This window comes from Sorangiineae bacterium MSr11954 (assembly GCA_037157815.1).
Lineage (GTDB): Bacteria > Myxococcota_A > Polyangia > Polyangiales > Polyangiaceae > Pendulispora > Pendulispora albinea.
The window spans coordinates 10475880-10500868 of the sequence record CP089984.1; the positions used below are offsets into that span (position 1 = coordinate 10475880).

Below are 24989 nucleotides of genomic sequence, written 5' to 3' on the forward strand. Positions count from 1 at the left end.
GGAGTTGACCGGGGCTCACCGAACCGGTCTGCCGTTTTTCGACGGGGAGACTATGGATCGCGTCCGCCGGTTTGGCAACTCCTCCTCGAGTCGTGCCCCGCGTGCGCGCCGTGCCCGCGCTTCGGCGTCTGCGCGCGGCGCATCAGGGGACCGACGCGTCCGTTCCCCCCGGCTCGCTGATGCCCGGGAGCGACACGGGGCGCGGTGGATCGACCACGTCCCCGAAGAAGGTGCGCCACTCCACGGCGCCGCGGCCTCGGGAGAGCGCGGGCACGTCGACCCGCGCGTTCGGGGCGAGCCACGCGAGGGGGATGCCATCGAGCCACGCAAACTGCAGAACGTCGGTGGGGTTGATGAGCGTAAGGACCGGGCGCCCCTCGGGGAGGTGCTCGCCGGTGCGCAGCGCATGAAGCTCGGCGGGGTTCAGCAGGAGCTCCGCCGCTTGCCCCGGCAGCGCGCCCGTCGCAAAGCGCGGGGTGGCGGGGGGTGTGGCCAGGGCCGACGGCGCGAGATCGAGACGGCGCACGATGGCCGTCGCCGTGAAGACGACCGCGCCGCGCGTGGTCCACCGAAGCTCGGCGAACATGGGGACCTCGTCGACCCCGCAAAGCTGCGTGGAGGGCGGGGCGTTCATCATGTCGAGGAGCGCGCGGCAGATGAGCGTGCCGGCGTCGCCCGCGTCCGCGACCCGCGCGATCTCGAAGGTGGCACGGGCCGCGCGGTTCACGACCTCCGCTTTGCGGGTGCGGTACCCCAGCCGGCGCGCGCCCTCCCCCCCGCCGGTGACATCCGCCGGGGAAAGCGGCGAGACATCGAAGCGGCGCTCGCCCATCAGCGCGCGCAAGGTGCCCTGCCCTGCGATGCGGTAGCTCGCGCCATCCGCCAACACCACCACGTGCCCATAGCGATCGGCGCGCGCGCGCAGCTCGGTGCCCAGCGGCAGCACGAAGCCGGAGCTGGCGATGGCCATCCGCATGCGCGAGGCGCCCAGATCCAAGTTGAGCCGCGCCTCCGTCTTTTTGCGCGCCGCCTCGACGGCAGCCGCCACGTACTCGCCGCCCCGCGGAGGGGCAGGAAGGTCGACGGCGTGGAGCGTCGCGGCAATCGTGTATCCTGCAAGTTCTTTCGCCGAGAGCGCGTCGGCCGCCATGGCTTGATCGGGGCGCAGCGGCTGCGGGGGAACCCCTCCGTCGAACGGCACCACGGGGTTGGCGCTCGAGGTGGTCGTCGGAACATTGGCCAGCGGCGCGGGGACAGCGTTCGCCTGCGGGCTCGCGGGCGCATCGGACAGCTCGCCCGTGGGGTTGTTGTTCCCCCCGCGGCAGCTCCAAATCGTGCAAAGCGCGCACGACACGACCAACGCGACCGACGCGATGCGCATCATCGGACGAAGTCGGCGAGCACGCGCACCCCGGGGCCCAGCGGCGGTGCGCAGGGCGTGTGCTGCGTGTCGATGAGCACACTCTCCGCGTGGGGGTACACCTCTTTGAAGGCGTTGCAGTTGCCCGGCTCGTTGTCGAACGACGCGATCACATGGCCGACGCGGGCCAGGGTGGGGGCCACCTCGCGCTTGAAGGCTTCGTCGGGCATGGAGAACTCGGGCTTGAGCACGAGCTCGGTGCCCGGCACGCCAATGGGGAAGCCCAGATCGCGCAGGCTGCGAAAGGTGCCAAGGCCCATGTGCGGAAGGTCGCGGCCGGTTAGGTAGACGAGCGTCGCTCCTGCGGCGTAGCAATCCTTGGCAAAGGACACCGAGCCTGCGAGCGGGATGTCGTGGACCAAGTGTTCGTCCCGAAAAAAGCGGACTCGCCAATATTCTTGTGCTTCGGTCACCAGATCGCTTCGCGTCACGCCGAGGAGCCCCAAGGTGTCGGTCATCATGTACGCGAGGGACCGCGGATCGGCGTTGCGAAGGCCGGCGGCGAGCTCGGGCTCGCGCGAGGTCCAGTGCTCGGCGAGCTCCCGCAAAATGGCGGAGGTCCGGGGGCGGTTGTCCATCAAGGTGCCGTCGAGGTCGAACACCACGATGGGCGGCGGTCCGCTGCTGGGCTCGTGCGCACAGCGGGCCAGGATCGCGCCGAGAAGCTCGCTCTGCTCAGTGGCCGACAGACGCGGATAGACGGGACGTGGGCGAAAAATGGGCGAAGCCGTGGCCATTGGACCTGCGGATACCAGCTTGGCGTTTGCCGATGCAACTCGCAAGAGTCGCACCGAACACGCTCGCTTATGTGCCGCACGTGTCTATGCTACTCAAGTCGAGCTCATGGCGCAGGTTCAGCGGGATCATTACGAGGTGCTGGGCGTCGAGCGAAGCTCGTCGGCCGAGGAAATCAAGGCGGCCTTTCGCAAGCTGGCATCGTTGCACCACCCGGACAAAAACCCGAACGATCCGCAAGCCGCGCTCCGTTTCAAGGAAATCGCCGCCAGCTACCAGGTGCTGTCCGATCCACAGCGCCGCCAGCTTTACGACCGATTCGGGCACACGGCGGAGGCCTCCGGCTCGCCATTTTCGGCCAGCGGTCCCTTTGCCGGCGGTGTGGTCGACATCAGCGACATCGCGGTCGACGGGATTCTGGGCGATTTGCTCGGCGTCTTCGGCGTAGGGCGCGGGGACAAAGGGGACATCAAGCGGGAGCTGGAGATCTCCTTCGAGGAGGCGGCATTCGGCTGCGAGAAGAATCTGCAATACGAGCGGATCGTCACCTGCACGGAGTGCCGAGGGACCGCGTCGGCCCCGGGCCATGTGCCGGAGACGTGTCCCGCGTGCAACGGCCGCGGCCGCGTACGTTTTCAGCAGGGGATCTTGCCCATCGCGGTCGAGCGCACCTGCTCTCGCTGCCGTGGAAGCGGCAAAATGATCACGCACCCGTGCGGCACGTGCAAGGGCAGCGGCCTCGTGTCGAACAGCCACACCTTGGTGGTCACGGTGCCTCCGGGGGTCGACTCCGGCCAGACGCGGCTCGTCAGCGGCGCGGGAAATCGCCCGCGGCCCGATCGCGCGCCGGGCGATCTGGAGATCACCATCGCGGTGCGTCCGCACCCCTTCTTCCGACGCGCGGGCGACGACGTATCGTGTCAGGTGCCCATCACGTTCGCCCAAGCCGCGCTCGGCGGCGAGGTGGAGGTGCCCACACTGGACGGCAAGGGGAAGCTTCGGGTGCCGCAGGGCACACAACCTGGGAGCTTGCTCCGCATCAAGCAAAAAGGAATGCCACGACGAAGCGGAATCGGTCGTGGCGATCAGCTGGTCGAGGTTACAATCGAAGTTCCGACCTCCTTGAGCGAGCGACAGCGCGAGCTGCTCGAGCAACTCGCCAAGGAGCTGGGCGAAGACGTGCAACCCCAGAGGAAAACCTTCATGGAGAAGCTCAAGGACCTTTTCGGCTGATCTTAAATGCGACGTCCCTCCGGCTATTTGGGAAATCTCGTCAAAGCGCGCGAAGTCGGGGAGTACTTCGCCCTCCGTGCGGAGCTGCAAGAAGCTTCGGTCCAAGCCTTCCGCATCCTCGCCAGCGATCTCGAAGCACACAGCGCGCCCGCCGCCTTGGTGCGCGCCGTGAAGCGCGCAGGCCGCGACGAAGAACGTCACGCCCAGATGTCCGCGTCGCTCGCCCGCCGCCATGGCCATGACATCGCGAGCCCCACCTTCGAGCGCCCCGCCCCGCGCTCCATCGACGACGTCGCCATCGACAACGCCGTCGAGGGCTGCATCCGCGAAACCTTCCTGGCGCTCATCTCCACCCGCCAAGCCGAGACCGCAAAAGACGACACCATCCGCGCGGCGATGAAGACCATCGCCCGCGACGAATCCGAGCACGCCGCCCTGGCGTGGACGCTCGCCAGCTGGCTCGAGCCCAGGGTGCAAGGCGAAGCCCGCACCCGCTACGGCAAGGCCGCACGCGCGGCGATCCAGGATCTCCGCACCGAGGTGTACGCGCCCTACCCGGAGCCGCTGCGGCGGGTGGTGGGCCTCCCCTCCGTGCGCGACGCGCTGGCGCTCATCGACAGCCTCGATCGCACCATGTGGCAAAAGCTGGCGCTGTCGACGAACGGGGCGGGTCGGTAGTCTTGGCCGTAGGGCCTGCGCCGCGCGTGGCTATCCGAATTTCAATCGCACTCTTCGCCAGGCTATGGAGCCGGCGGCTCGCCGTGCTCGTCGAACATTCGAAGGGCCATCAGCCCATGCCCGACGGCGCCGCCCGCCCGGAGCGCGGCCGCGATGAAGACGGTCTCCGCCAGCTCCTCGCGGGTCGCGCCCGCTCGGCGCGCGTTTCCGGTGTGCACATCGATGCAATAGGCGCATTGCGTGGTCAGGGCGACGGCGATGGAGATCAGCTCACGGGATTTCTCGTCCAATGCGCCGCCCGCGCGCTCGGCGCTGGCCTTGAATGCGAGGAATGCGCGCGCCTCGGGTTCGGCGAGCTCGATGAGCTCCGGTGCAAGGGAAAGATCGTCGCGATGCGCATGACGGGGATCGTGCATGGGTTCTCCGTGGGTAAGTTCCGACATGGCGAGGCTCCCGCTCGCCGCTCTCAGCTCGGCTCGTGGTCCGTGCTGCCATCGCGGTGGCGGAGGAGCTCCTCGCGCAGTCTCGTGCGCGCGCGATGCAGGCGTGTCTTCATCGTGGCCACGTCGAGGCCGAGCGCCTGACACGTCTCGCGGCCCGTGAGCCCTTCGAGATCGCGCATCACCAGGACTTCGCGGTAGGGCCGGTCGAGGCTCGCGATCGCGCTGTGGACCGTTCGTACGAGCTCCCAGCGCTCGAGTGCCTCGTGCGGATTGGCGTGCTCCGAAACGGCGGCGCCGGTCTCGTCGAGCGATTCGAGGCGACTCGAACGCCGTTGCCGGACGAACGGCCGCAACATGCGCCGGCACGTATTCCGAATGACGCTCATGAGCCACGACAGCGCGCTCGGATCCTGGGCAACGTCGGGCCGCTTCGCGAGCTTGATGAACGCCTCCTGCACGGCGTCGTCGGCATCGTAGCCGTCGCGACACACGCGAAGCCCAAAGCGGTAGACGCGATCGTGGTACGTCCGCACGAGAACGGCGAGCGCCTCGTCATTGCCGTACGCGGCGGCGATGGCGATATCGGAGCGAGCGCCTTCGGTCATCGGTTTGGCATCGCCGGGCACGTCGATCGCCCCATCAAACGGTACCCGAGGCACGTGCCCGCGATGGCCGTGACCAGAAGATACGCCCCCACGGCCCCAAATGCCGCGACCCGAACGGCGAGCGACATCGGCGCCATGACGCTGCACGTCAACATCGCCAACCCCGCCAAACCCCGCAAAATCCTGTCATTTCGCCCAACGTTGCTCTTCATGGTGCCGTCCTTTTTCCGGGAGAAGGCCGGCCGGGGCGAAAAGGATTCACCTCCGCTTCGAAAATCGACGGGTTCGTGCCGGCAGTGCCCAAGGCGTGAACGGCCTGCCAGCCTGCCCTCCCGCGCGGATCTTCCTCGGGCCTGGGAACACAGGAAAAATCGTGCACCAGAACGGCAACGGCGAAAACGGTGCATCGACCGCTCTCGCCGTTGGCTGCTCCACGTGCGAGCGGGAGGAGGTCTCCCGACGTCGCAAGCCCGCACGTCGGACATCGCCATCCGACACACGAAGCTCGATACCGAGGCCTACCTCTCCTTGGAGAAGCACTCCCCTTCCCCGCGGTAGTGCCCCACCGTCCGCGAGAGCGCGGTCACGAAGGCCGCCAGATCGTTGATGCCGGCGGCGCTCCCCGTGCGGTACGGGCCCTCGGTTTTGGGGATGTCGACGAGCTTCACCGCCGAGAGCTCCTCCAAGGTGACGGTGCCGTCGTTGTTCTTGTCGGCGCCGGCGATGTGGTCGAAGCGCAGCTTGGCTTCTTTGTCTTGGAGATCGTCGTAGTAGAGGTGGTCGCCGTGGATGGTGAGATCCGGCGCGTCGGAGCCGCCGTTGGTCACGTTGACGCCCTCGACTTCTTTGCCTGCGACCGAGCCCTTGCACTCGTCGTAGAGGGTCCGCGTCTTGAAGCCCCAGGTGTACTTCTTGGTGACGGAGCCTTTGGTGGCCTCGGCGTCGACGTACACGGAGTAGCCGCCGGCGAGCATGATGGCTCGATCGGCGTCGGTTGCGGGTCCCTCGATGACGGTGTCCTCGGCGATGGGACCAATTTCGTAGCTGACGTGGTCGTAAGCATTGGCGGGCACATTGGGGAACTGCACGATAAACTTTTGACCGGGACGGGTCATATCGAAGAGCTTGGAGCCCGCCATTTGGGCCACCGGCGCGCTGCCTTTTCGCGCTACGCGGATATCGCGGAACACGACCAGGAACTTCTTGTAACGAATGGTCCAGAGGTCGGCGAACTTCTCCGCCGGGATCTGCTCCTCGATGTAGTCCTCGCCAAAGGTGGTGAAGGTGACGGTTCCTTTGCCGCCGCTGCCTCCGCCTTTGTCGTCGTCGGAGCTGCATGCCGCGAGCGACGCGACGAGAAGGGCGGCGCATAAGCCACGGGCGTAGTTGGTCATCGCATTCATCATGGGATCCTCATGGAAGAAGAAGGCACTACGGGGCGCTGTACGAGAACACGTACGCTTTCCCAACTTGCATTCCGCGAACGAGCGCATTGCGCGGGCGGAGCTCGACGACCGAGCCCTCCGATGGCATCCGCACGGGCTTGCCATCCGTGCTCGCGGGGAGCGATTCGAAATCGACCTCGGAGAACCACATCGGCACCTGGATGGAGACCGTCACGGTCCCGTCGGCGCCCATTTCGGTCTCGGTGAAGGGACAGCCTTTGAGATCGGGGGTCGGATGCTCCGAGTCGAGAAAGTCTTTGGCGTCGATCTCGGCCCGAAAGATCCGCGTGGCCCCCGCCTTGCTCGCCGTTCCCTCCACGACGGCCACGTGGCCGCCGAGCTCCTGCGCCATCGCACCGACGGGCGGGGCATTGAACGAGAAGGTGCCCGAGCGAACCAGACCGGTAACCCCGGCGCCATCGGGCAATGTCACGACCCCTGCGCGAAGATCGGACGAGGCGCTGGTGAGCATCTCCCCACGCGCGGTGCCCTCCGCATAGTGGCCAGGGTGTGCAAATGCTTCGCGAATGCCAAATAGCGAACGAATGGGCTCGAAGGGCGAGCGTCGCACGGGCGGCGGCGCGTACGAGAAAATAGGGCTGCCCTCGTAGTAGCGGAGCGCGCCCGTGGAGATCACCAGCTTCGAGAGCTGGACGTTCCATCCCTGCGCGTTGGTGAACGGTGCCGTCGCCTCCGCCCCCGCCGTGAGGCGCGTGTGCAGAACGATGCGCTTACCGGTGGTGCCGCTGTCCGAATCGCTGCAGGCGAGCGGGAGGCCCATGACCAGGGCGGCCGAGAGGCCGATGGCGAAAAAGGAACGAAGGGATGTGCGCGGCATGAGGACACCTAACGGCTAGGGCAGAGTCGAATCCGTCGAGGATCGAAGGTCGTGATTACAAATAGAGGCCGAGCGATACGAAAAAGGTGCGCGGTGGGCCCACCGTGACATGACGAGCCGGGATCAGGCTCGGGGTGGTGCTGCGATCGAAGTTGGACGCGTAGACGAATTGGCCGTCGAACCAGGATGCGTCGAGCAGGTTGTAGACATCGAGCGAGAGCTCCAGCTCTTTCAGCCGAAGCGCCGCAGTGGCGTCGACGAGGAAGACGTTCTTGCCGAATTCGCCGTAGGGAAGCGGACGGCGCACCAGCGCGTCGATGCCCGTGCCGATGCGGGCGACCAAATCGCGTTCGAAAAAATGCGCGATCGTTCGCTTTGCGCCGATGTCGCTTCGCACGACGATTTGGGGCACATAGGGGAGCAAATCGCCGTCGCCGTACGAGGTGTTCGAGCCGGTGAAGCTGGCGCGCGCATAGGTGAAGCTGCCGCTGTAGACGAACCACGAGTTGGGGCGCATGGTCACCTCGGCGGTGACACCATTGCGCTCCGTTCCGGGGACGATTTCGTTGCGCGCGGTGAGCGGGTCGAAGACGAGGTCTTCGTTGAGCGAGGTGTGGAACGCGGCGAGCGAGCCCTGGAGGTATTTGCCGTCTCCGAGGCGCAACCCCGCTTCGTAGCCTTTGACCTTGGTGAAGGGCGCGTTCTGACCGTCGGAGAGGCTGCGCGCTTGCGGGGAGCGGAACCCTTCGCCGTAGCTCGCCAGCGCGTGCAGGCTCGGAAAAATCGCATAGTCGGCGGTGATCTTTTTGCCGACGTGGGTCGACTGCGAGGTGCGGCTTTGGGAGGCCGTCGCCACGGTGCCGCCGCCCGATCCGCCGGGGATGGCGCGGTCTTCGGCCGAGTACGAGAGGCTGTCGACGCGAATGCCGCCGCGCAGGGCGAGGTGCGAAATGGGGTGAAGCGATGCGTCGAGATAGCCTGCGACATCCGTCGCGCGGATGGTGGCGTCGACCAACGTTTCGGTCGGTGTATCGTTGATTTGCGAGAGCCTTCGCTGCGATTGATCGATCCAATCGTTGCGGCCGAAGAAGCCCGCCTCGATGGCATCGCGCGACGAAAACAGCTTGAGGGGCTTTCGGTACGAGGCGGTGGCGCCGATCATGATGTCGTGCTGGATCTGCTGCGAGTTGTCGCTATCCAGCTGTTTTTTGCCGCCTCGTACGCTGTCGGCCAGATACCCCGTGAAATTCTGCCGCAATGTCAACGAACGAAAAACAACGAAGGGGGCGATACTCCACCGTCCCCCCTCCGTATCTTTGTGGAGCTCCGTCAGGAGCTGGGTGCGTGCCGACGATCCGCCTTGCTTGGGATCGTAGGTGCCGAAGCGATCGATGCGATGGGCATCGATATCGCTCTCCCGGAGCACGCCCGCCGAATCGAAACGCCCCGTATACGTCGTAGCCAAAAGACGGAGCGCAACGCCGTCGCCGAAATCATGCGCCATTTGGGCCATGAGCGAGCTACGTCGGGCCGCGCGATTCGGACCAAATCCGTCGGTCGAATAATCCTCGAAGGCGGCAAACGTCTCGTCGGGCGCGCCCTTGGGGTGATACGCGAGAAAGAGGCGGCGGGAGCCGAACGATCCGAGCGATCCTTTGGCGGTCACCCCGGGCTCGTCGTAGCCAAGCCGCATGCGGACGCTTCCGGCCACTGCAAAATCGCCCTGCCGGGGATCGTAGGGGCCGGGGGTGGCCTCCACTTGCTTCACCACCTCCGGCATGACGAAGTGCAAATCGGCATATCCCTGGCCGTGAATATTCGAAACTTCGTTGATGGGGATACCGCCGACCCAGAGCTCGAGGTCTTGGCCGTGCACCGCGTCGTAGCCGCGGAGGAAGATTTGATGGGCTTTGCCCTCGCCGCTGTGTTGCGTGATGAAGACGCCGGGCACCAGCTGAAGGAGATCGCTGCCCGTTCTGTGCGGCGCCAGGTCGATGACGTCTCGGCCGCGAACGACGTCGGATGCCGTTCGTGCGGGGGCTTGTCCTTGAACACGGACCGAGGCGATGCCGCGTGGGTCGTCTGCGGCGGCGGGGGCGGAGGCGGAGGATGCCGCGGCGGGGGACGATGAAGATGCGGCTTGCGGCGAGGATGGGGACGCGGCGGCGGGTGAGGCGCTGACCGCGGGTGGCGCGCTCGTGGCGCCGTGCGATGCGGGTGCGGCGCCGGCGGGGGCCGTGGGTGCGCTCGTGGCGCCTTCGGGGAGGGCGCCGAGGAATCGGACGGCGGCGCGCACGCGGGTGGCGACGGGCTTTCCGTCGCGCATGCCGGGAACGAAGCGCCATGCGCGGGCTGCCTCGATGGCGGCCGTGTCGAAGGCGGGGCCGAGGTGCTCTTCGACGCGCACGTCGGTCACCTTGCCTTCGACGTCGACGACGAGCTCGACTGGGACGACCACATCGTGAAGCTCCGGCCTTCCGGGCCAACGGGCGATCGGCTGCTCCAGCGGCTTGGGGGGCTCCACGTCATGGGCGCGGGCGCGGGCGGATAGGAGCGCGATGGCGAGAACGAAGCAGCCAGACAAGCGCGCAAAGCGATCTCGTGAAAACACGGCGGGTGTCCTCGTAGCACGAAGCTGCGCAAACGTGTCATGGTCGCAGTAGCACGATTAGATCAAATCGTGACACGATGGTAGCGCAAAAGGCGCGCACCCGAGCTCGCGTGCAAAAACTCGTACGAGCGGTCGCGCTCTCCGGATCCACCACGGCGTGAGCACGAGGGCGCCTCGGTCGGGCTCGTGGGCTCACGGGCTCACGGGCTGGAGAGGGCGGGCGCGTTGGCGCTTCGGTTGGATTTTCAAGCCTTGCGAAGGATGTCGCGCAGTTCGAACACCGCTTGGTGCTGGTCTTCGCGCGTCACGAAGGGCGCGAGCAACTCGAAGTCGAGCTCCGGCAGAAATCGGCTCCGCTCGATCCGTGCGTAGACGCCGTCGTTCAATCGATAGAGCTCGAACACACCGTCTTTGAAGAGCCAAACCTCGGGTACGTTGAACCCCTTGTAGACCTCGAGCTTGTCGACGAGCGGGTTCTTGGAAATCACCTCGAGCACGATGTCGGGGTACTCACCGTCGCGCATCGAGGTGCCCAGCCGGTAGCACTCGTCGGGTTCGGTGCCGCGCTCCTCCACCGCGCTCTGGAACGTCGTTGATCCGTAACCGACCAACGGAAGATGCCGCTCCAACGCGTAAAGCTCGACCAGCCGAGCGACGGTCGTCTTCCACAGCTCGTGTTTTCTCGAGGTGGTCATGAGCTCGAGCGCCCCCTTGCAGTACGTTATCCGCAGGTTTCGCCGATCGAGGAGCTCCCGAAGAATGACGTACTCCTTCCAGCTGATCCCCGTGAGCAACATCCTTTGCTCATCGAGCGACTCGCTGGGTCGCGTCACAGGAAGCGAGGCGGCAGCGACCATCGGCTGACAGCATACCCCTCGCCGAAAACTTGGCCATCCTCCCCCATCCGGAGGATCGATCCCACGATGCCGCGCCGCCCCGCTACCTCGTCCAAAGCGCCGAAGAATCCGCCTCCAACCGCCGAGCGACGCGCGCTCGGCGACCGGCGCACGACCCCCGATCGCCGCGAGATGCCACCGCGGCCGGAAGGGCGAAGGCACAACGGTGGACGCAGGGCCGGCGATCGCGAAGACGTTTGATCATCCGCGCCCCGCGCCTTTGCCGTCATTCCCCCCCGCCGCCCGATCGCGCGCAACGCGGGCCTTGAAGTCGTCGGCGCTCTCGTCGACGCCGCGCCACATGTAGCCGCCGCGGGAGCTCGGGACGACGAAGTCCGTGGGCTCGCTCGAGGGGGCTTGCTCCTCGCGGGCTTGACGCCCGGCCATCACCACCACCGCGATGGCGGCGCCCACGATGGCGGCGAGCGCCACGATGCCAAGCACGAAGAGCATCCTTTACCCCTCCGAATCGAGCGCGAGCGTAGTACGACGAGGTACTGTGACCACCCGGCAGAAAAACGCGGCCATCCTGATTGTCGCCGTTCTTGGAACCTTCGGCGCGCTCTTTCTACTCGAAAAGAGCCGGAGCTCTGCGGAGCGCGGTGGGACCCGGATTTTGGATGCGATCCCAGCGGATACGTTTCTTCTGGCGACGGTGGACGTGGAGCCGCTTCGGGGGTCTCCGCTGGCCGATCCGCTTCGGGCGCTCGGGCCGGGGATTGGAATGAACGGCAAGGAGCTGCAAGCGCAGTGCGGCTTCGATCCCTTCGATCGGCTGGACGCGCTCGCGTTGGCGATCCCCGAAGGCGAAGGGGTCGGCGACTTCGGCATCGTGAGCGCCGGGCGGATCGCGAAGGATGAGCTCTTGCGATGCGCGCGCACCCTCATGCAATCGCGCAGCGCACGGCTCGGCACGCGCGACGTCTCCGACTTTACCCTCGTCGAGGATCAAGGGACGTTCGCCGCGTCGCAAGGGAAGCTGGCGGTCCGCGATGGCGGGCCTTTTCTGCTCTCCCGCGAGCCTTGGCTCACCAGCATGATCGAGGCCTGGGACAAGAAGCGGCCGCGCATCGAGGCGAGCACGCGCCATATGGAGCTGCGAAAAGAGCTCTCCACGCCGCAAGCCCCCGTCGTGCTCGTGACCGCGCTGCTCCCCACCAAGCTGCGCGATCGACTCAAACGCGAGATGGCCACCAACCCGGGCGACGCGACCGACCCGTCCAATGCAACCATGCTCGGGGTCCTCGGGGTGGAGGCGGCCGGGCTCTCGCTCACCATGAGCTCCGGCAATGTCCTCGATCTCGCCGCCGAGCTGCGGTGTGAGACGGAACAGGATTGCACGATGGTCCGCGATCTCATCGTGAAGAAGCGCGACGAGTGGGCCTCCGATCTGCGATTGCGGTTCATTGGATTGGGCGCCGTCGCGCAAGGGCTCACGGTCGAGGCCAAGGGCACGCGCATCTCCGCGCGCACCCGCGTGGCCATGGACGATGCGCGAAGGCTCATCGATCGACTCCTTGAGCTTCGCTCCGCACCGCCAAACACCGCGCCCGGCGCACGCGCCCCCGCGCCCACCACGACGCCCGGCGCACGCGCTTCCGCGCCGACCACGGCGCCCAGCGCACGCACCTCCGCACCCAACCCGCCAACCACCACACCCAGCGCGCGCACCGCGGCGAGCTCCCCACCCCAGCGGCCCGTGCCCCCTGACAAGGACGCCGGCTCGCGATAGATTGGCCTCCCCATGGCCGACCGCAACGTCATCGAACTGACGGACGCGACCTTCGATCGCGAAGTGCTCGAGGCCGATATTCCAGTGTTGGTCGATTTCACGGCAACGTGGTGCCAGCCGTGCGTGGCGATTGGGGCCATGGTTTCGAAGATCGCGGATGAGAACGTTGGAAAATACAAAGTAGCCAAGGTCGACATCGACGATTGCCCGGAAATTGCGAAGCGCTATGGAATTCGCGGCGTTCCGACGGTGATGGTTTTCGAGAGCGGCACCAAAAAGCGCCAGCATGTCGGCGTGACGAATCAGGAGATGCTCCTCAAGCTTCTCGAGGCATGACCGCGGACTACATGCACCCAACGCGTACGACGGAGGCGACCCCTTCCAACTTCGAGCCCCCCATCTCGGGCTCACACGTGGCCGAAACCGGACGTCCCTCGGCCCCCACCCTTCCGCCCGAGAAGCGTGCCCAACGCGCGATCGGGAAACGGCCTCGCATGGGAACTTTTTTGCGTGTGCTCATCTTGGTCACGGCGCTCGCCCACGTCCCGGTGGCGGCGGCGTTCGCCGAGATGGCGCGGCGCCTCGGCTTGCCAGCGCCTTGGGCCATCGGGGCCATCGGCGCGGTGGGGGGCGTGGCGCTGTTCGTGGGGCGCTCGGGGGCCGGGCTTACCGATCGGCGGCGCTCGACCCTCTTTTTGCGCTTGGTCGACATTCCATTCTTCATCCACTGGTGCGCGGCCATCTTCGCCATCTTCCCCAGCGTCGCCGCCACCATCGCCATCCCATGGTTCGGCGTGCCCATGAGCGTGTACATGGGCGCGTACCTGACCGGCCTCGTGGTGGCGGGCTACGGCATTTTGATCCGCCGGCGATGGTTCGTGGTGAAGAACGTGACCCTCCCCATCCCCGGGCTCGATCCCAAGCTCGATGGCTTGCGCGTCGCGCACCTCTCGGATCTTCACATCGGCGCCATCACCCCCAAGAGCTGGGGCGATCGCTGGGTGCGCGCGGCCAACGAGCAAGGGGCCGATGTGGCGGTCATCACCGGCGATTTGGTCACCAGCGGGGTGGACTTCCACGAGGACATCGCCGCGGTGGTCGGCGGCCTTCGCGCCCCGCTCGGCGTCTTCGTCTCCATGGGCAACCACGATTATTTCGGCGAGGGCGAGCCGCTCATTTCCCTCCTGGAAGAGCGCGGCGCCGCGGTGCTTCGAAACGAAGGGCGCGTGCTCGAACGAAACGGCGCGAGCTTCTACCTCGCCGCCATCGACGATACGTGGACCCGCCGCGACGATCTCAAAAAGGCGCTCCAAGCGCGCCCGCAAGGGGCCGCGACGATCTTGCTCGCCCACGATCCGGAGCGATTTCTGCACGCCGCGAAGGCGAAGGTCGAGTTGACCTTGAGCGGGCACACGCACGGCGGGCAGATCGCCATCCCCTTCCTCGCGCGCGTGCTGTCGCTCTCGCACCTCACGCATCACTTCCACCTGGGCGTGTACCGCAAAGGACCGGCCACGCTCTATGTGCACCCCGGGCTCGGCACGACGGGTCCGCCCGTTCGCATCGGCGTGGCCCCCGCGGTGGTGATTCACACGCTGCGCGCGGCGTAAGACGTCTCCGGTCGTTGCGCCGCGGGCGACGGGGCCGCTGCGGGCGCCGCGGCCTGCGCGCGACGGAACGCGCCGATGAGCACTCCGCCGATGACGGCGGCCCCGCCCGCGATGTCCGTGAGGTGCACCTTCTCGCCGAGCACCAGCGCCCCCGAGGCCATGGCAAAGAACGGCACCAGCATCGAGAACGGCGCCACGGTGGCCGCACCGTATTTGCGAATCATCGATCCCCACACGCCGAACCCGACCAAGGTGGAGAGAAAAGCGATGTACACGAGCGCGCCAAAGGCGCTGAAGCTCATCGACCGAAGGGCGGCGTAGTCGGCCGAGGGCCCCTCGACGAGCAACGACACGACGATCAACATCGGCGTGGCCACCGCGCTCACCCACACCATGAAGCGCAGCATGTCCGGCGCGGCGGCCTTGCGCATGGCGATGTTCGCGCTGCCCCATGCCGCGGCCGACGCCACGCAGAGCGCAAAGGCACCCGCGGGACGATCGGGCCCCAGGCGCGAGGCCACCAGCACCATGCCGAGGGCCGCGATGACCATGCCGAGGATCTGGCGACCGGCCACGCGCTCGCGAAGGAACGCCACGGCAAATGCGGTGGTGAAGATCGCTTGGCTCTGGAGGACCAGCGCGGAGAGGCCGGACGGCATCCCCGAGGCCATGCCGGCGAACAAAAGCGAGAACTTCACCACGCCCAGGAGCACGGCCACGGCGAAGACCCAGCGCCAGGGCACCTGGGGGCGGCCTACGAAGAAGATGGCCGGAAAGGCGGAGAGACCAAAGCGCAGCGCGCAGAAGAGCACCGGGGGAAATTGCGCGAGGCCGACGTGGATGGCGATGAAGTTGAAGCCCCACACCGCCATCACCGCCACCGCCAGGGCCATATCTCGAGAACGCATGGTGTGCAGAACGATGGTGTCTCGAACCGTAAAGGACCAGCGAATGTTTCTACCGCATATCTTTAGCCGTGCTACACGATCGAGATGATTGAACTGGGCCGCCTTCGAGCGCTCTCGGCCGTCGCCACCTATGGAACGGTCTTCGCGGCCGCCGACGTGTTGCACTGCACGCCCTCGGCGGTGTCGCAACACATCGCCAAGCTCGAACAAGAGACGGGCACGAGCCTGTTCGAGAAAGACGGCCGCCGATTGCGGCTGACCGAGGCGGGCCGGCTGCTCTCGGAGCACGCGCTGCTGGTGCTCGGCGCGGTGGAGCGGGCGGAGGCCGCGCTCGCGGCCCATCACGGCACGGTGTGCGGGCGGGTGGCCATCGCCTCGTTTCCCACCGCGTGCCGCGCGCTGGTCCCGCTGGCCTTGAAGCGCCTCGCCAAGGAGCATCCGCAGCTCGACATGGCCATGCTCGAGGCCAACCCGCACCAGGCGCTCGACTTGCTCGCCCGCGGCGAGGCCGACATCGCGCTGGTCGATGAGTGGCCCGGGATCAGCTTGGAGTTTCCGCCCGGCGTCACGCGCACCGCGCTGGGGGAGGACTACGCCGATCTGGTGGTGCCGTCGAAGCACCCGCTCAGCGCTCGAAAGCGGCCCGTCCGCTGGAGCGAGCTCACGGACGAGCGCTGGATCGCGTCCACCCCCGGCACCATCTGCTACGACTGGGTCACCCGCGCGCTGCCCGGGGTGCGGCCGGCGTTCTTGGTCGACGAGTTCGAAACGCAGCTGAATCTGGTCGCCACCGGCTTGGCCGTCGCCATGGTGCCCAGGCTCGCGCGCATCTCCGTGCCCTCGGGGGTCACGATCCTTCCGCTCGATCCGATGCCCTCACGCCGCATCAGCGTGGTCTGGCGCGAGGCCTCCGGGAGGCGGCCCGCCCTCGAGGTCACCGCCACCGCGCTCCGCCAAGCTTGGGAGAAACGGGTGACGGCCAGCGGCTAAGCCCCCGGGCGCGCGCGGGCGCCCGAGCGCGATCAATCGCCTTCTTCGTCTTTGCCTTCGCCCTCGACGGGCACGTACTCCATGCGCGCCATGGGGATATCGCCTTTGTAGACCACCATGGGCGCGAGGGCGCGGGCGATGTCGCGCACCTGTACGGGCAGGCCCTCGAGGGTCATCATTTGGCTCCGGCCGATGCCGGCGAGCTTCAAGGCGCGTTCGAAGAGGGACGCGTCGGGCGCGGGCAAGGTGCGCAGGGGCGCGTCGTAGGGGAGGTTGCCCAGGGCGCGGGCCTCGGCCAGGGCTTCGCGCAGGCCGCCCATCTTGTCGACCAGCTTGTGGCCGAGCGCTTGCTGCCCGGTCCAGACGCGGCCCTGGCCGACGAGGTCGACCTCGGCTTTGGTCATATGGCGGCCGGCGGCCACGCGCTCCAGGAACTTATCGTAGAATTGTTGGACCTTGATCGCGAGCACCCGCCGCTCGTCCTCGGTGAACGGGCGGAAGAACGACTCGGCGTCGGCGCGCGGGGTGGTTTTGTAGACCTCGACGTTGATGCCCAGCTTCTTCAAAAGCTCGCTCACATCGGCTTTGCCGTAGAAGATGCCGATGGATCCGGTCACCGTGAGCGGCAGGGCATAGATGGTGCGGGCGGGCGTGGCGATGTAATAGCCGCCGCTGGCGGCGGAGGAGCCCATCGAGACGATGAGCGGCTTCTTCTTCGCCAGGAGCTCGAGCTCGCGCCACATCACGTCGGCGGACATGGAGGAGCCGCCGCCCGTCTCGATGCGAAGGACCACGCTCTTGACGGTGGGATCGTTCTTGAGCGCCGCGATGCTGTCCGCGATCGTGTACGAGCCGACCAGCTTCGAGTCGAGCAGCGGAATGGTCTCGGAGCGGCCGTCGACCATGTCGCCGTCGACCAAGAGGAGTCCCACCTTGTCGCGCGGGCCGAAGGTCTCCGGGACCTTCTTCGGCTCCTCGTATTCGCGGAGCGAGGTCCTCCCGCCCAGCATCTCGCTCATCACCCGATCGAGCTCGTCGTCGAAGGCGTACCCGTCGACGAAATTCGCCTCGCGCGCTTCGGCGGCCACGTAAGGGCCCTTGAGCGTCTCGGCGCGCACGCGCGCGTCGGTCATCTTTCGGCCGAGGGCGACGTTGCGGTTGAAGACGGCCTCGTATTGGCGCAGCAAGTCGGCGTGGTCTCGGCCTGCCGTGTCGCTCGAGTGCTCGTTGGTGAACATCTCGGGGGCCGATTTGTGCTCGCTCACCCGCAGCATGTCGGCGCGGATACCGAGGTTGTCGAGCAGCCCCTTGATATAGAGATACTGCGTCTTCAATCCGGAGTAGCGAAGCCCCCCCGCCGGGTTCACCACGGTGCGATCGGCGTTGGCGCAGACGTAGAGCGATTTGGCGCCGTTGTCCTCCCAGCTGCAAAGGACCTTCTTCTTCCGCGCGCGCAGGACGCGCACCGCGTCGGCCAGCTCCTCGGCGTGGGCGTACGAGGTGGCCGGCTCGGCCCGCAGGATCAAGGCGACCCCGGAGATGCTCGGATCGTCGGCGATCCTCCAGAGCTTGCGCAAGAGCGCGATGTGCGTCCGCGGGCCGGGGGTGCTCTCCAGGCGAATGGAGACCGCGCGCTGCCCGATTTGAATGCCGGGGGTGCGGTAACCGGCGATGGATGCGGTGCCAAACTCGCCGAGGCTATCGGTGCTCCCCAAGCCGTTGCCGAAGAGAACACCGCCGCCGAGGGTGGCCGGGCCCAGCGCGATCTCCAGCCCCGCCGTGCCCACCACCCCGCGCCGCGCGTCGTACGGCAGGTGCGCGACCTCCACGTCGCCGCGGAGCCTCCCCACGTAAGGGACGTCGACGCCGAGGGTCGCGCGCGGGATCCATTGATCGCTGTCCGCCAATTGGCTTCCGGCGAGATAGCGGAGCTCGAACCCCAGCTCCAGCTCGCGGCGGCCCGTGGGACGCAAGGCGGCCGCCAAGACGTAATTGGCGTCGAGCACGGGCTGTTGGCGATCGCCGAGCGGCGCGGTGCTGGGGCCATTGAAGTCGTGCGCGATGGCCGCGAACGACAATCGATCGATGGGCCGAACGGTGAACGAGGCGCTGAGGCCCGTCAGATCGTTCAAGTACGGGTTGCCCGAGTACGAGTGCTGAACGCTGAACCCCAGGGACAGCGCGTCGGACAGCTTGTAGCCGAGACCCCAGGTCACCCATGTCATATCGCGACCGCTGTAGGGAAAGCCGACCGTCCAAGGGGTCTGGAGATAGTCGACCCGCAGGCCGGTGCTCAGGCCGAGAAGGAGCGGCGTCGCCGCGCTGAACGCGTGGCCGCATCCGACGCGCTGGGGTGCATCGTGGCAACCGATGCCCGTCCATCGCAGCTCCCACGAGGGCATGTTCGCGAGGTTGGCGGGGTTGAGCGACAGGGACTCGGCCGTGTCCTCGCTGGCGGCGGATCGGCCGGGTGAGGAGAGACGGGCACCGCGGGTGGGCATGGGCTCGCCGGCCTTGGCCTCCTGACCGACCGACGGACAGACCAGCGCGGCAACGAGGGCAGTGAGCCATGCGCCTAGCCCCGCCTTCCGCATTTTTTTCGTCATGGGATCTCTCACACCAGAGTGGCCAGATCGCGGAGGATCCGTGCCTCCGCATCGAAGGTCTTTTTCACCTCCGACACGATCACCCGCTCACCGAGCTGTTTCAGCACGCGGGTGACGTTGAGCTCGACCTCCCCTTGGACCACTCGGCTGGTGACGCCATTGCCACCGGTGACGAGCGAGTACGTGCCCGAGGCTCGGAAGTATTTCTGCCACTCCGGCTTCAGGCTGGGGGTGATGATCCACTTGGACGAGTGGGTGTCGATCGAGTACGTCGAGCGCTCGTCCCACGCCAGCATGTCGAGGGTGACATAGGGCTGCGCGAAGGTCGGTACCTTGACGTTTGGCTTGTAGTTCCAGATGCGCTCCAGCACGCGGTTGTGGAGCTTGTGCGTCGTTTGCTCCACCCGGTCCACGTTGGGGAGGCCCTTTGCCATCTTATCGACCAGATTTGGCGACAAAATCGCGAGCTCGAGCGCATCGAGCGGGGCCTCGAACTCGTGTGTGATCTCGAACCGCATCGGGTGAGCCGGAGCATAGTCCAAACCTCCGCGGGTTCCGTTTCGATTTCGACGCGAAAACTTACTCGTCGGCGGGGTTGGCCAGCTTTCGAGCAAAAACGATGGCGTCTTTTCGCTCTCGGCCCACGACGAGGTGGTTCTGCAAAACGCCCGTCCGACGAAAGCCGTTGTAGACGAAGGCCGCCGACAGGCTGGCATCGTCGCTTGGTGCAAGGGCGAAGCAGCCCACCGTTCCGTCGGCCTGGAGCCGCTCGCACAAAGCCTTGAGCGCACCGGTCGTGCCCGCCCGTTCGCTGTCGTTCCGAGGCGATACGAGCAACTCGAGGAAGGCGTTGCCAAAGCACGCCTGCGACTCGGCCGACGCCACGAGCTCGAACCCACCGCGCGCCGTGAGCGCAAAATAGCGGCGGATGGCGCCCCGCCCGAACGGCTCGAAGGCGGTGAGCGCACGCCCCGAGCGCAGCGCGGACCCGATCGGCTTTCGCGTCTGCGCCTCCGCGATCTCCGAGAGCTTCACGGCGGGCAGCGCGCGCTCCGCGGCCTCCTTAACGAGCTTTTTCGCGCGGATGAGCGTTTTTTCAGCGAAGTCGTACGCCGTGGTGTCGGCGGGCGCCTCGACATCGTCCAGCGGGACGCGCTCCAGATCGAGCCAGGCCCGCGAGGCGATGGAGGCCCGCGCGAGCGATGGCCCGCCCTGAATGATCAGCCGCCGCTCGCTTTGAACCGGAACCCGCTGCGACGAGCTCGGGGGGCCCGACTTGGACTCCGGCGCATCGTCGATCGAGCATCCAAGGAGAAAGGCGTCGCTCCGCTTGTAGAAGGCCGGGATGTTCCCCTCCTTCGCGAACCCGAGCTTGACCCAGGTGGCCACCTCGTCGCGCTCGACCACCGTGTAAATTTTCTCCACACCTTCGCGGCGGGCGAGCGCGAGGACCAAGGTGCGCTTGGCCGGGGTCGGACCTGCACGAAAATCGATGACCCGCATCGTCTTCGAGCGGCGTTGCACCAGGAGGCAGAGCGACACCGCGTCGTTCTGAAAGAAAATGGCGCCATCCCCGCCGGCGCTCTTCCTGGTGCTGCTGCCGTTGCCGTTCTCGGTCTTGTCGGTCGCCGTTGCCCAAGCCCTTGCCGCCATAGCCGCCCCTTCCCCGAACAGGCCCTGCTCTCTGGTCTACACGTGTACATTTTCACGCCAAGAGAGCGTTTCAACTTTGAAATGCCGATACCACGCGCTTCGCGTCAAGGTCAACGGATGGAGCCAAAAAGCCAGCAATTCACCGCAGATCCATGACACCTCAAGTATGAAATGCGAATGAATTTACGCAGTCGCGCCGCGTATAGACAACGGGCCCATCCATGAGATACGCCGCTCGATAGGGGGGGCGGACGAATCTGACCATCGGCGAGTTGCCGAGTCCGATGAGTCCTCCATCCGCTGAAGGAGGGCTCGTCATGCGACCACCGTCTCGTTGCTCGCGTTCGCCTCGTTGGGCTCATTGGATTCGTTGGGCTCATTGGCCACGCTGGGCTCATTGGCCTCGTTGGATCCCTCGAGGCGCTCGAACATCGTGGGCTGCTGTTCCGATCGTCCTGGTTGTCATCACCATGGCGCTGTTTATTGGCTGTAGCGGGGGCTCGGGTCCTGGAGGGACATCGAACGAAGAGCCGGCCCCCGAAAACACCAGCGCCTCGAAGTCGGACCGAGCGCCGCCCGTAGCTGCGGCCGCGGGCAAGAAGGACATCACCGTCGATATGCTCGTTCCATCCGACGTATCCATCTCGGAGCTCGCGCTGGTGGGCGCCGAGGTGGACGTGGGGGAGCGCGCGCGCATTCTCACACCGCACGCGCGTTACGCGACCGTGGCGAACGTGGGCATGGTGGGGTCGGCGACGACCCTGATCGGGGCGAGCGCCGAAACGGGATCGCTCTACAGCGTGGGCAACGTGTCGTTGCGAGATGGCGCGTTCGTGCACGGTCGGTTGCGCACGGCCGGGCGGGTGCAGGGCGCCGGGCGATTTACGGTCGACTCGGGGGTCGAAGAGCTGCGTCCCGTGCCCACGCGCCATTTGATCCGGCGCGCGACCTTCGGGGCCATGGGCGGCTCGGTGGTGGTGGCCGCGGGCCAGAAGCGCGAAGCACCCGTGAGCCCGGGCTCCTACGATACCTTGCGGCTCGGCAAAGGGGCGCAGGCGACATTGCTCGGGGGCAACTACGCGTTTCGGAGCGTGGTGCTCGAATCGGGATCCACGCTCCGCATCGACAATACGCAAGGGGCCGTTTACCTGTACGTCGAGCGCGAGCTCGATCACGCGGGGACCATCGTGGAGGCCAAGGGCGGCTATCCGCGCTGGCTCGTCTCGTATGTCGGCAGCGGCACGGTGTTTTTGCGTTCGCCCTTTGCGGGGAGCGTGATCGCGCCCAATGGCACCATTCAGCTCGATGGGCACGGCGCACCGAGCGGGCGGCACGAGGGCGCGTTCTTCGGGCGCGCGGTGCACGTGGGGCCCGATGCGGAGATCCGGCTCCACGATTTTCCGTGGATCATTCGCGGGGTCCAGGTGGACAAGCCGCTGGTGTGCAGCGGCGATAGCGTTCATGTGAAGGTCGACGCCCCGGAGCCGGCGGCCCCGGAGCAGCCGGCCAAGGTGAGCATCGACGGGATGCCGCTGGGTGAGCTCTACGATCAGGTCCAGAGCGCGCCTGGAAAGCATATGTACTCGGTCACCGCGGTGGCGGCCGATGGCACCAAAGAGTCGCACGTGACGGAGGTCGACGTCTCGGGCTGCCCGACCACCACGCCGGTGCTTCCGAAGCTGTTCGCGCAAGAGAACATGTACCACCCGGACACCGTCGATCTGGCGGTGGTCAACGCCGCCGCCTTCCCGGGCGCGGACACCGTGTACGACTGGAGCTTCGGCGACGGCGCGTCGCTCTCCACGTCCCTGGCCTCCGTGTCCCACGACTACGCGAACGCGGTCCCCGTCGACCTCGAGCACAAGGCGTTCGACGTCTCCGTCACGGTTCGCCGCTCGGGCGCTTCCCCCGTGACGGCCAAGCGCACATTCGTGGTCTGGAGCACGTACGGCATCGCACGCGCGCGCGGGACCATCGAGCCGCCCGCCATGCCCATCGATCCGCAGTTCCGGATCGTGAGCGGGGCGGCCGGCTCCGAGGCCATGGGCGAGGTGCAGTTCGAAAATCGTGAGAGCGAGGCGCTCACGTACACCCAACGGCGCGTGGATCAAGTGCCGTGCAAGCCGGACGACGCCATCGTCTACGGCGCGAACGAGCCCGTCTCCGTCTCCGTCCCGCCCAAGGCGAAGGTGACGGACACCTTGCGGGTGGCGCAGGCGAGCCTGAGTGGATCGAGCTGCGGCGTCACCGTGCACTACTGGGGCGCGACGAGCAAAGGGCTGAAGGCTCGAACCAGCGTGCACTTCGAGCGACCCAGCGCCGTGGGGCAAGGCCTGCCGGTGCCGGATCAAATGGCACATTTGCTCAATTACGTGGCGGACAAGGGGCTGGCCACCAATCCGCACCGCATCAGCGAGGAGGAGATCGCCAAGGTGTACCGCGAGCGAAAGCTCCCCTCGTCCGCCGTCGATTACGTGCCGCCCAATACGCCGCTCACGTCGCTCGTGGAGCGCGTGCCGTGCGATCCCGACAACCCGGGCGCGCCGCCGCAACCCGGGTTCAGCTGCCAGCCCACCGGGCGCTGGGAGGGCACGGGACCGGGCGATCAGCCGCTCGAAGAGCACATTCAAAATGCGCTCAAGGGCGACACCATTCTGGTGCGAAGCTGCACGGGCATGGTGTCACCGCTGCTCGGCGCCGTGGATCCGCCGCAGAAGTTCACGCATAGCGGGATCATGACCAAGCATCGGTTCGAGATCACGCACTCGACCGGTGAAGACGATTACCTGGTCAAGGAGCACCCGAGCGGGGTCTTCGGCCAGCCGACCGACGGCTTTCAGGAGCAAGCGCTTCGGTATCTGTGGCCTGGAACCGTCACGGCGTCGGTGCGCGAGGCGTTCGCGGGCGACGGGAGGCCGGTGCAGACGCCCGAGGGCAAGCCGTGGAAGATCCGCGGCTTCGAGCGGTTGCAAGTGCGATGTCCGGGCGATGCGCAAATCGTCTATCCGCGCGTGCTCAAGCCGCCGCCCGAGTTCGAGGCGGCTACGCGTCCGAAGCTGATGGCCGCGGCCGACGCGGCGAAGACCCTCCACGGGCATTACCGGTTTCATGCCTATTCGAGCGCGCACGACACGGACGCGCCCGATCCCAACGGTCCGCAGCCCATCCCCGACGCATCGGGCCGCGAGCCCTTGTATGGGCAGACCCCCACCGTGTGCTCGTCGTTCGTGCGGCTGGCGCTGAAGAAGGCGGGGTTCGAGCTGGATCACGACAAGTCGTTCCCCAAGCCCAGCGACGTGCGAAACAACCCGCCCGACGGCATTTTCTTTTACGACGTGGACGAGCGGAAGCACGCGGGCAACGTGCTCTACACGGGCCTCTACAACACGGTGCAATACCAATTGTCGCAGGCGGCATCGGGCCTCGTGGACGAGGCATGGTGGCTGGGCACGCGCCCCTACGAGGGCGGCCTCTGGGGCAATGGGGCGGCCTTCGTCTCGGGTGCGTTTGCGCTGCTCGGCCCCGTCGCGGGCTGGGCAACCGACGCGCCGGACGACATCGGCAATCAAATCACCAACTGCTTCGCCTTCGACTATTGCTCGGAGGAGGCGAAGGACAGCGATGCCTGGAAGGAGCCCGGCAACGGCTTCGCCGTGAGCCCGGACAACCTGCTCGATCATTTGGACTCGCCGGCCACCGGGGGTCCTTATGGCTACAGCGAGCGGATGATTTACCGCGGTAAGGATTACCGTCCCATCTTCGAGTGGCGGCCCAATCTGGGTTCGCTGCCGCTCAATGTGATGGTGGCCACGCCCGAGGGCGCGGCCACGGCGTTCGCGCAGGTCGAGGTGCGCGGCTTTACGCTCAACCCGCTCAGCACGAACTTCTTCGGGCGGGTGCTCATCGAAGGCGTTCCGCGCGGCAACATCATGCTGCACGCGCAGAAATACATCGGCGACGAGCTTCGCGAGGGCGACGCGTGCTATGTGCCCGCCGATCCTGGCAACCCGAGCTCGCAGACCTTGCGGCTGGTGGACTGCAGCGACTTCGGGCGGTACCTCGACAACGTGGTCCGCACCGAGGCGCTGGTCACCCTCAAGCCGCCGCGCGCCGAGTTCCGAAATGTCGTCTTCGACGCGCAGGTGGATCTCAAGGACTGCGACTGCCTGAGCGAGGACGAGTGGTCGCACCCCGTGCTCCACCGGGTCTGCGTGGTGAACCCGCTCCACCGCGACGACGACGTGTGGATGGATCCCGGCGAGCTTTGCTCCGACGAGGTGGGTCTGCGCTTCCACGCGCACTGCCAGCTCAAGCCGGACAACCGCACCGTCCACGTCTGGCTCGACTACTGGTTCTACGAGAGCACGAGCCCCACGTGCGGCGGCAACGACTTGGAGGACGAGCGGCACCGCGAGTACGACGCGCCGCCCGACCAAACCATGTACCCGCCTACCGAGACGCTCAACAACAGCGGCCAGTGCGCCTTCTCGAGTTGCAACGATTTCGCCACCATCCGTAGCTTCTCGTTCCACAACCGCCGCGCGGATTGAGCCTTGGTGGACGAGTCCACGAAGGTCGATGAAGGC

21 protein-coding genes are annotated in these 24989 nt (G+C 66.6%); 7 read left to right on the forward strand and 14 right to left on the reverse strand.

The window, feature by feature from the left end; translation table 11 throughout:
- Positions 1 to 142 precede the first annotated feature (142 nt).
- Both LZC94_40950 and LZC94_40955 read right to left on the reverse strand, forming a co-directional pair.
- Positions 143 to 1384 (reverse strand): hypothetical protein, encoded by a 1242-nt coding sequence (locus LZC94_40950; protein ID WXB14185.1) that lies wholly within the window; start codon positions 1382 to 1384, stop codon positions 143 to 145.
- Entirely contained in the window at positions 1381 to 2157 is a 777-nt protein-coding gene (locus LZC94_40955) for an HAD family hydrolase (protein WXB14186.1), read from the reverse strand. Before LZC94_40955 ends, LZC94_40950 begins: the two co-directional genes overlap by 4 nt.
- Positions 2158 to 2263: 106 nt before the next feature.
- Here LZC94_40955 and dnaJ point away from each other — a divergent pair, with 106 nt between their 5' ends.
- Together dnaJ and LZC94_40965 are read left to right on the forward strand one after the other, a co-directional pair.
- The gene (gene dnaJ, locus LZC94_40960; protein WXB14187.1) at positions 2264 to 3388 is read left to right on the forward strand and encodes a molecular chaperone DnaJ; all 1125 of its coding nucleotides are present in this window, start codon (positions 2264 to 2266) and stop codon (positions 3386 to 3388) included.
- A 6-nt stretch (positions 3389 to 3394) separates the two neighbouring features.
- Positions 3395 to 4066 (forward strand): hypothetical protein, encoded by a 672-nt coding sequence (locus LZC94_40965; GenBank protein ID WXB14188.1) that lies wholly within the window; start codon positions 3395 to 3397, stop codon positions 4064 to 4066.
- Positions 4067 to 4128: 62 nt separating this feature from the next.
- Here the strand turns inward: LZC94_40965 and LZC94_40970 are convergent, their stop codons facing one another.
- The 8 genes from LZC94_40970 to LZC94_41005 form a co-directional block, all read right to left on the reverse strand.
- Positions 4129 to 4482, reverse strand: a complete 354-nt coding sequence (locus tag LZC94_40970) for a carboxymuconolactone decarboxylase family protein (GenBank protein WXB14189.1) — start codon at positions 4480 to 4482, stop codon at positions 4129 to 4131.
- 50 nt (positions 4483 to 4532) lie between these two features.
- Complete coding sequence (locus tag LZC94_40975; protein WXB14190.1) at positions 4533 to 5114, reverse strand: sigma-70 family RNA polymerase sigma factor; 582 nt, start codon at positions 5112 to 5114, stop codon at positions 4533 to 4535.
- Positions 5111 to 5326, reverse strand: coding sequence for a DUF2892 domain-containing protein (locus LZC94_40980; protein WXB14191.1), 216 nt, complete (start codon positions 5324 to 5326; stop codon positions 5111 to 5113). The genes LZC94_40975 and LZC94_40980 overlap by 4 nt, the downstream gene beginning before the upstream one ends.
- Positions 5327 to 5632: 306 nt before the next feature.
- Entirely contained in the window at positions 5633 to 6520 is an 888-nt protein-coding gene (locus LZC94_40985; GenBank protein WXB14192.1) for a hypothetical protein, read from the reverse strand.
- 25 nt (positions 6521 to 6545) lie between these two features.
- Positions 6546 to 7397, reverse strand: coding sequence for a hypothetical protein (locus tag LZC94_40990; protein ID WXB14193.1), 852 nt, complete (start codon positions 7395 to 7397; stop codon positions 6546 to 6548).
- Positions 7398 to 7452: 55 nt separating this feature from the next.
- Positions 7453 to 10008: a TonB-dependent receptor gene (locus LZC94_40995; GenBank protein WXB14194.1), complete on the reverse strand. Its 2556-nt coding sequence runs from the start codon at positions 10006 to 10008 to the stop codon at positions 7453 to 7455.
- A 245-nt stretch (positions 10009 to 10253) separates the two neighbouring features.
- A complete protein-coding gene (locus tag LZC94_41000; GenBank protein WXB14195.1) occupies positions 10254 to 10841 on the reverse strand; it encodes a Uma2 family endonuclease in 588 nt (195 codons plus the stop codon).
- A gap of 264 nt (positions 10842 to 11105) precedes the next feature.
- Positions 11106 to 11357 (reverse strand): hypothetical protein, encoded by a 252-nt coding sequence (locus LZC94_41005; protein ID WXB14196.1) that lies wholly within the window; start codon positions 11355 to 11357, stop codon positions 11106 to 11108.
- Between the two features lie 46 nt (positions 11358 to 11403).
- Here LZC94_41005 and LZC94_41010 point away from each other — a divergent pair, with 46 nt between their 5' ends.
- From LZC94_41010 to LZC94_41020, 3 genes are all read left to right on the forward strand, one after another.
- A complete protein-coding gene (locus tag LZC94_41010; GenBank protein WXB14197.1) occupies positions 11404 to 12636 on the forward strand; it encodes a hypothetical protein in 1233 nt (410 codons plus the stop codon).
- Between the two features lie 12 nt (positions 12637 to 12648).
- On the forward strand, positions 12649 to 12972 hold the full coding sequence (locus LZC94_41015) for a thioredoxin family protein (GenBank protein WXB14198.1): 324 nt from the start codon (positions 12649 to 12651) through the stop codon (positions 12970 to 12972).
- 158 nt (positions 12973 to 13130) lie between these two features.
- The gene (locus LZC94_41020; protein ID WXB14199.1) at positions 13131 to 14246 is read left to right on the forward strand and encodes a metallophosphoesterase; all 1116 of its coding nucleotides are present in this window, start codon (positions 13131 to 13133) and stop codon (positions 14244 to 14246) included.
- Here LZC94_41020 and LZC94_41025 read toward each other — a convergent pair.
- Positions 14225 to 15154, reverse strand: a complete 930-nt coding sequence (locus LZC94_41025; GenBank protein ID WXB14200.1) for an EamA family transporter — start codon at positions 15152 to 15154, stop codon at positions 14225 to 14227. The genes LZC94_41020 and LZC94_41025 overlap by 22 nt on opposite strands.
- An 84-nt stretch (positions 15155 to 15238) precedes the next feature.
- Here LZC94_41025 and LZC94_41030 point away from each other — a divergent pair, with 84 nt between their 5' ends.
- Positions 15239 to 16144 (forward strand): LysR family transcriptional regulator, encoded by a 906-nt coding sequence (locus LZC94_41030; protein ID WXB14201.1) that lies wholly within the window; start codon positions 15239 to 15241, stop codon positions 16142 to 16144.
- A gap of 32 nt (positions 16145 to 16176) precedes the next feature.
- On the opposite strand, the gene sppA is transcribed toward LZC94_41030, so the two are convergent.
- The 3 genes from sppA to LZC94_41045 all read right to left on the reverse strand — a co-directional run bounded on the left by sppA (position 16177) and on the right by LZC94_41045 (position 20403).
- On the reverse strand, positions 16177 to 18750 hold the full coding sequence (sppA, locus tag LZC94_41035; GenBank protein WXB14202.1) for a signal peptide peptidase SppA: 2574 nt from the start codon (positions 18748 to 18750) through the stop codon (positions 16177 to 16179).
- An 8-nt stretch (positions 18751 to 18758) separates the two neighbouring features.
- On the reverse strand, positions 18759 to 19268 hold the full coding sequence (locus LZC94_41040; GenBank protein WXB14203.1) for a DUF2505 family protein: 510 nt from the start codon (positions 19266 to 19268) through the stop codon (positions 18759 to 18761).
- 61 nt (positions 19269 to 19329) lie between these two features.
- Positions 19330 to 20403 carry a hypothetical protein gene (locus LZC94_41045; GenBank protein ID WXB14204.1) on the reverse strand — a complete coding sequence of 358 codons (1074 nt, stop codon included), beginning with the start codon at positions 20401 to 20403 and terminating at the stop codon, positions 19330 to 19332.
- A 470-nt stretch (positions 20404 to 20873) separates the two neighbouring features.
- Here LZC94_41045 and LZC94_41050 point away from each other — a divergent pair, with 470 nt between their 5' ends.
- On the forward strand, positions 20874 to 24953 hold the full coding sequence (locus LZC94_41050) for a hypothetical protein (GenBank protein WXB14205.1): 4080 nt from the start codon (positions 20874 to 20876) through the stop codon (positions 24951 to 24953).
- The last annotated feature ends 36 nt before the right edge of the window (positions 24954 to 24989 follow it).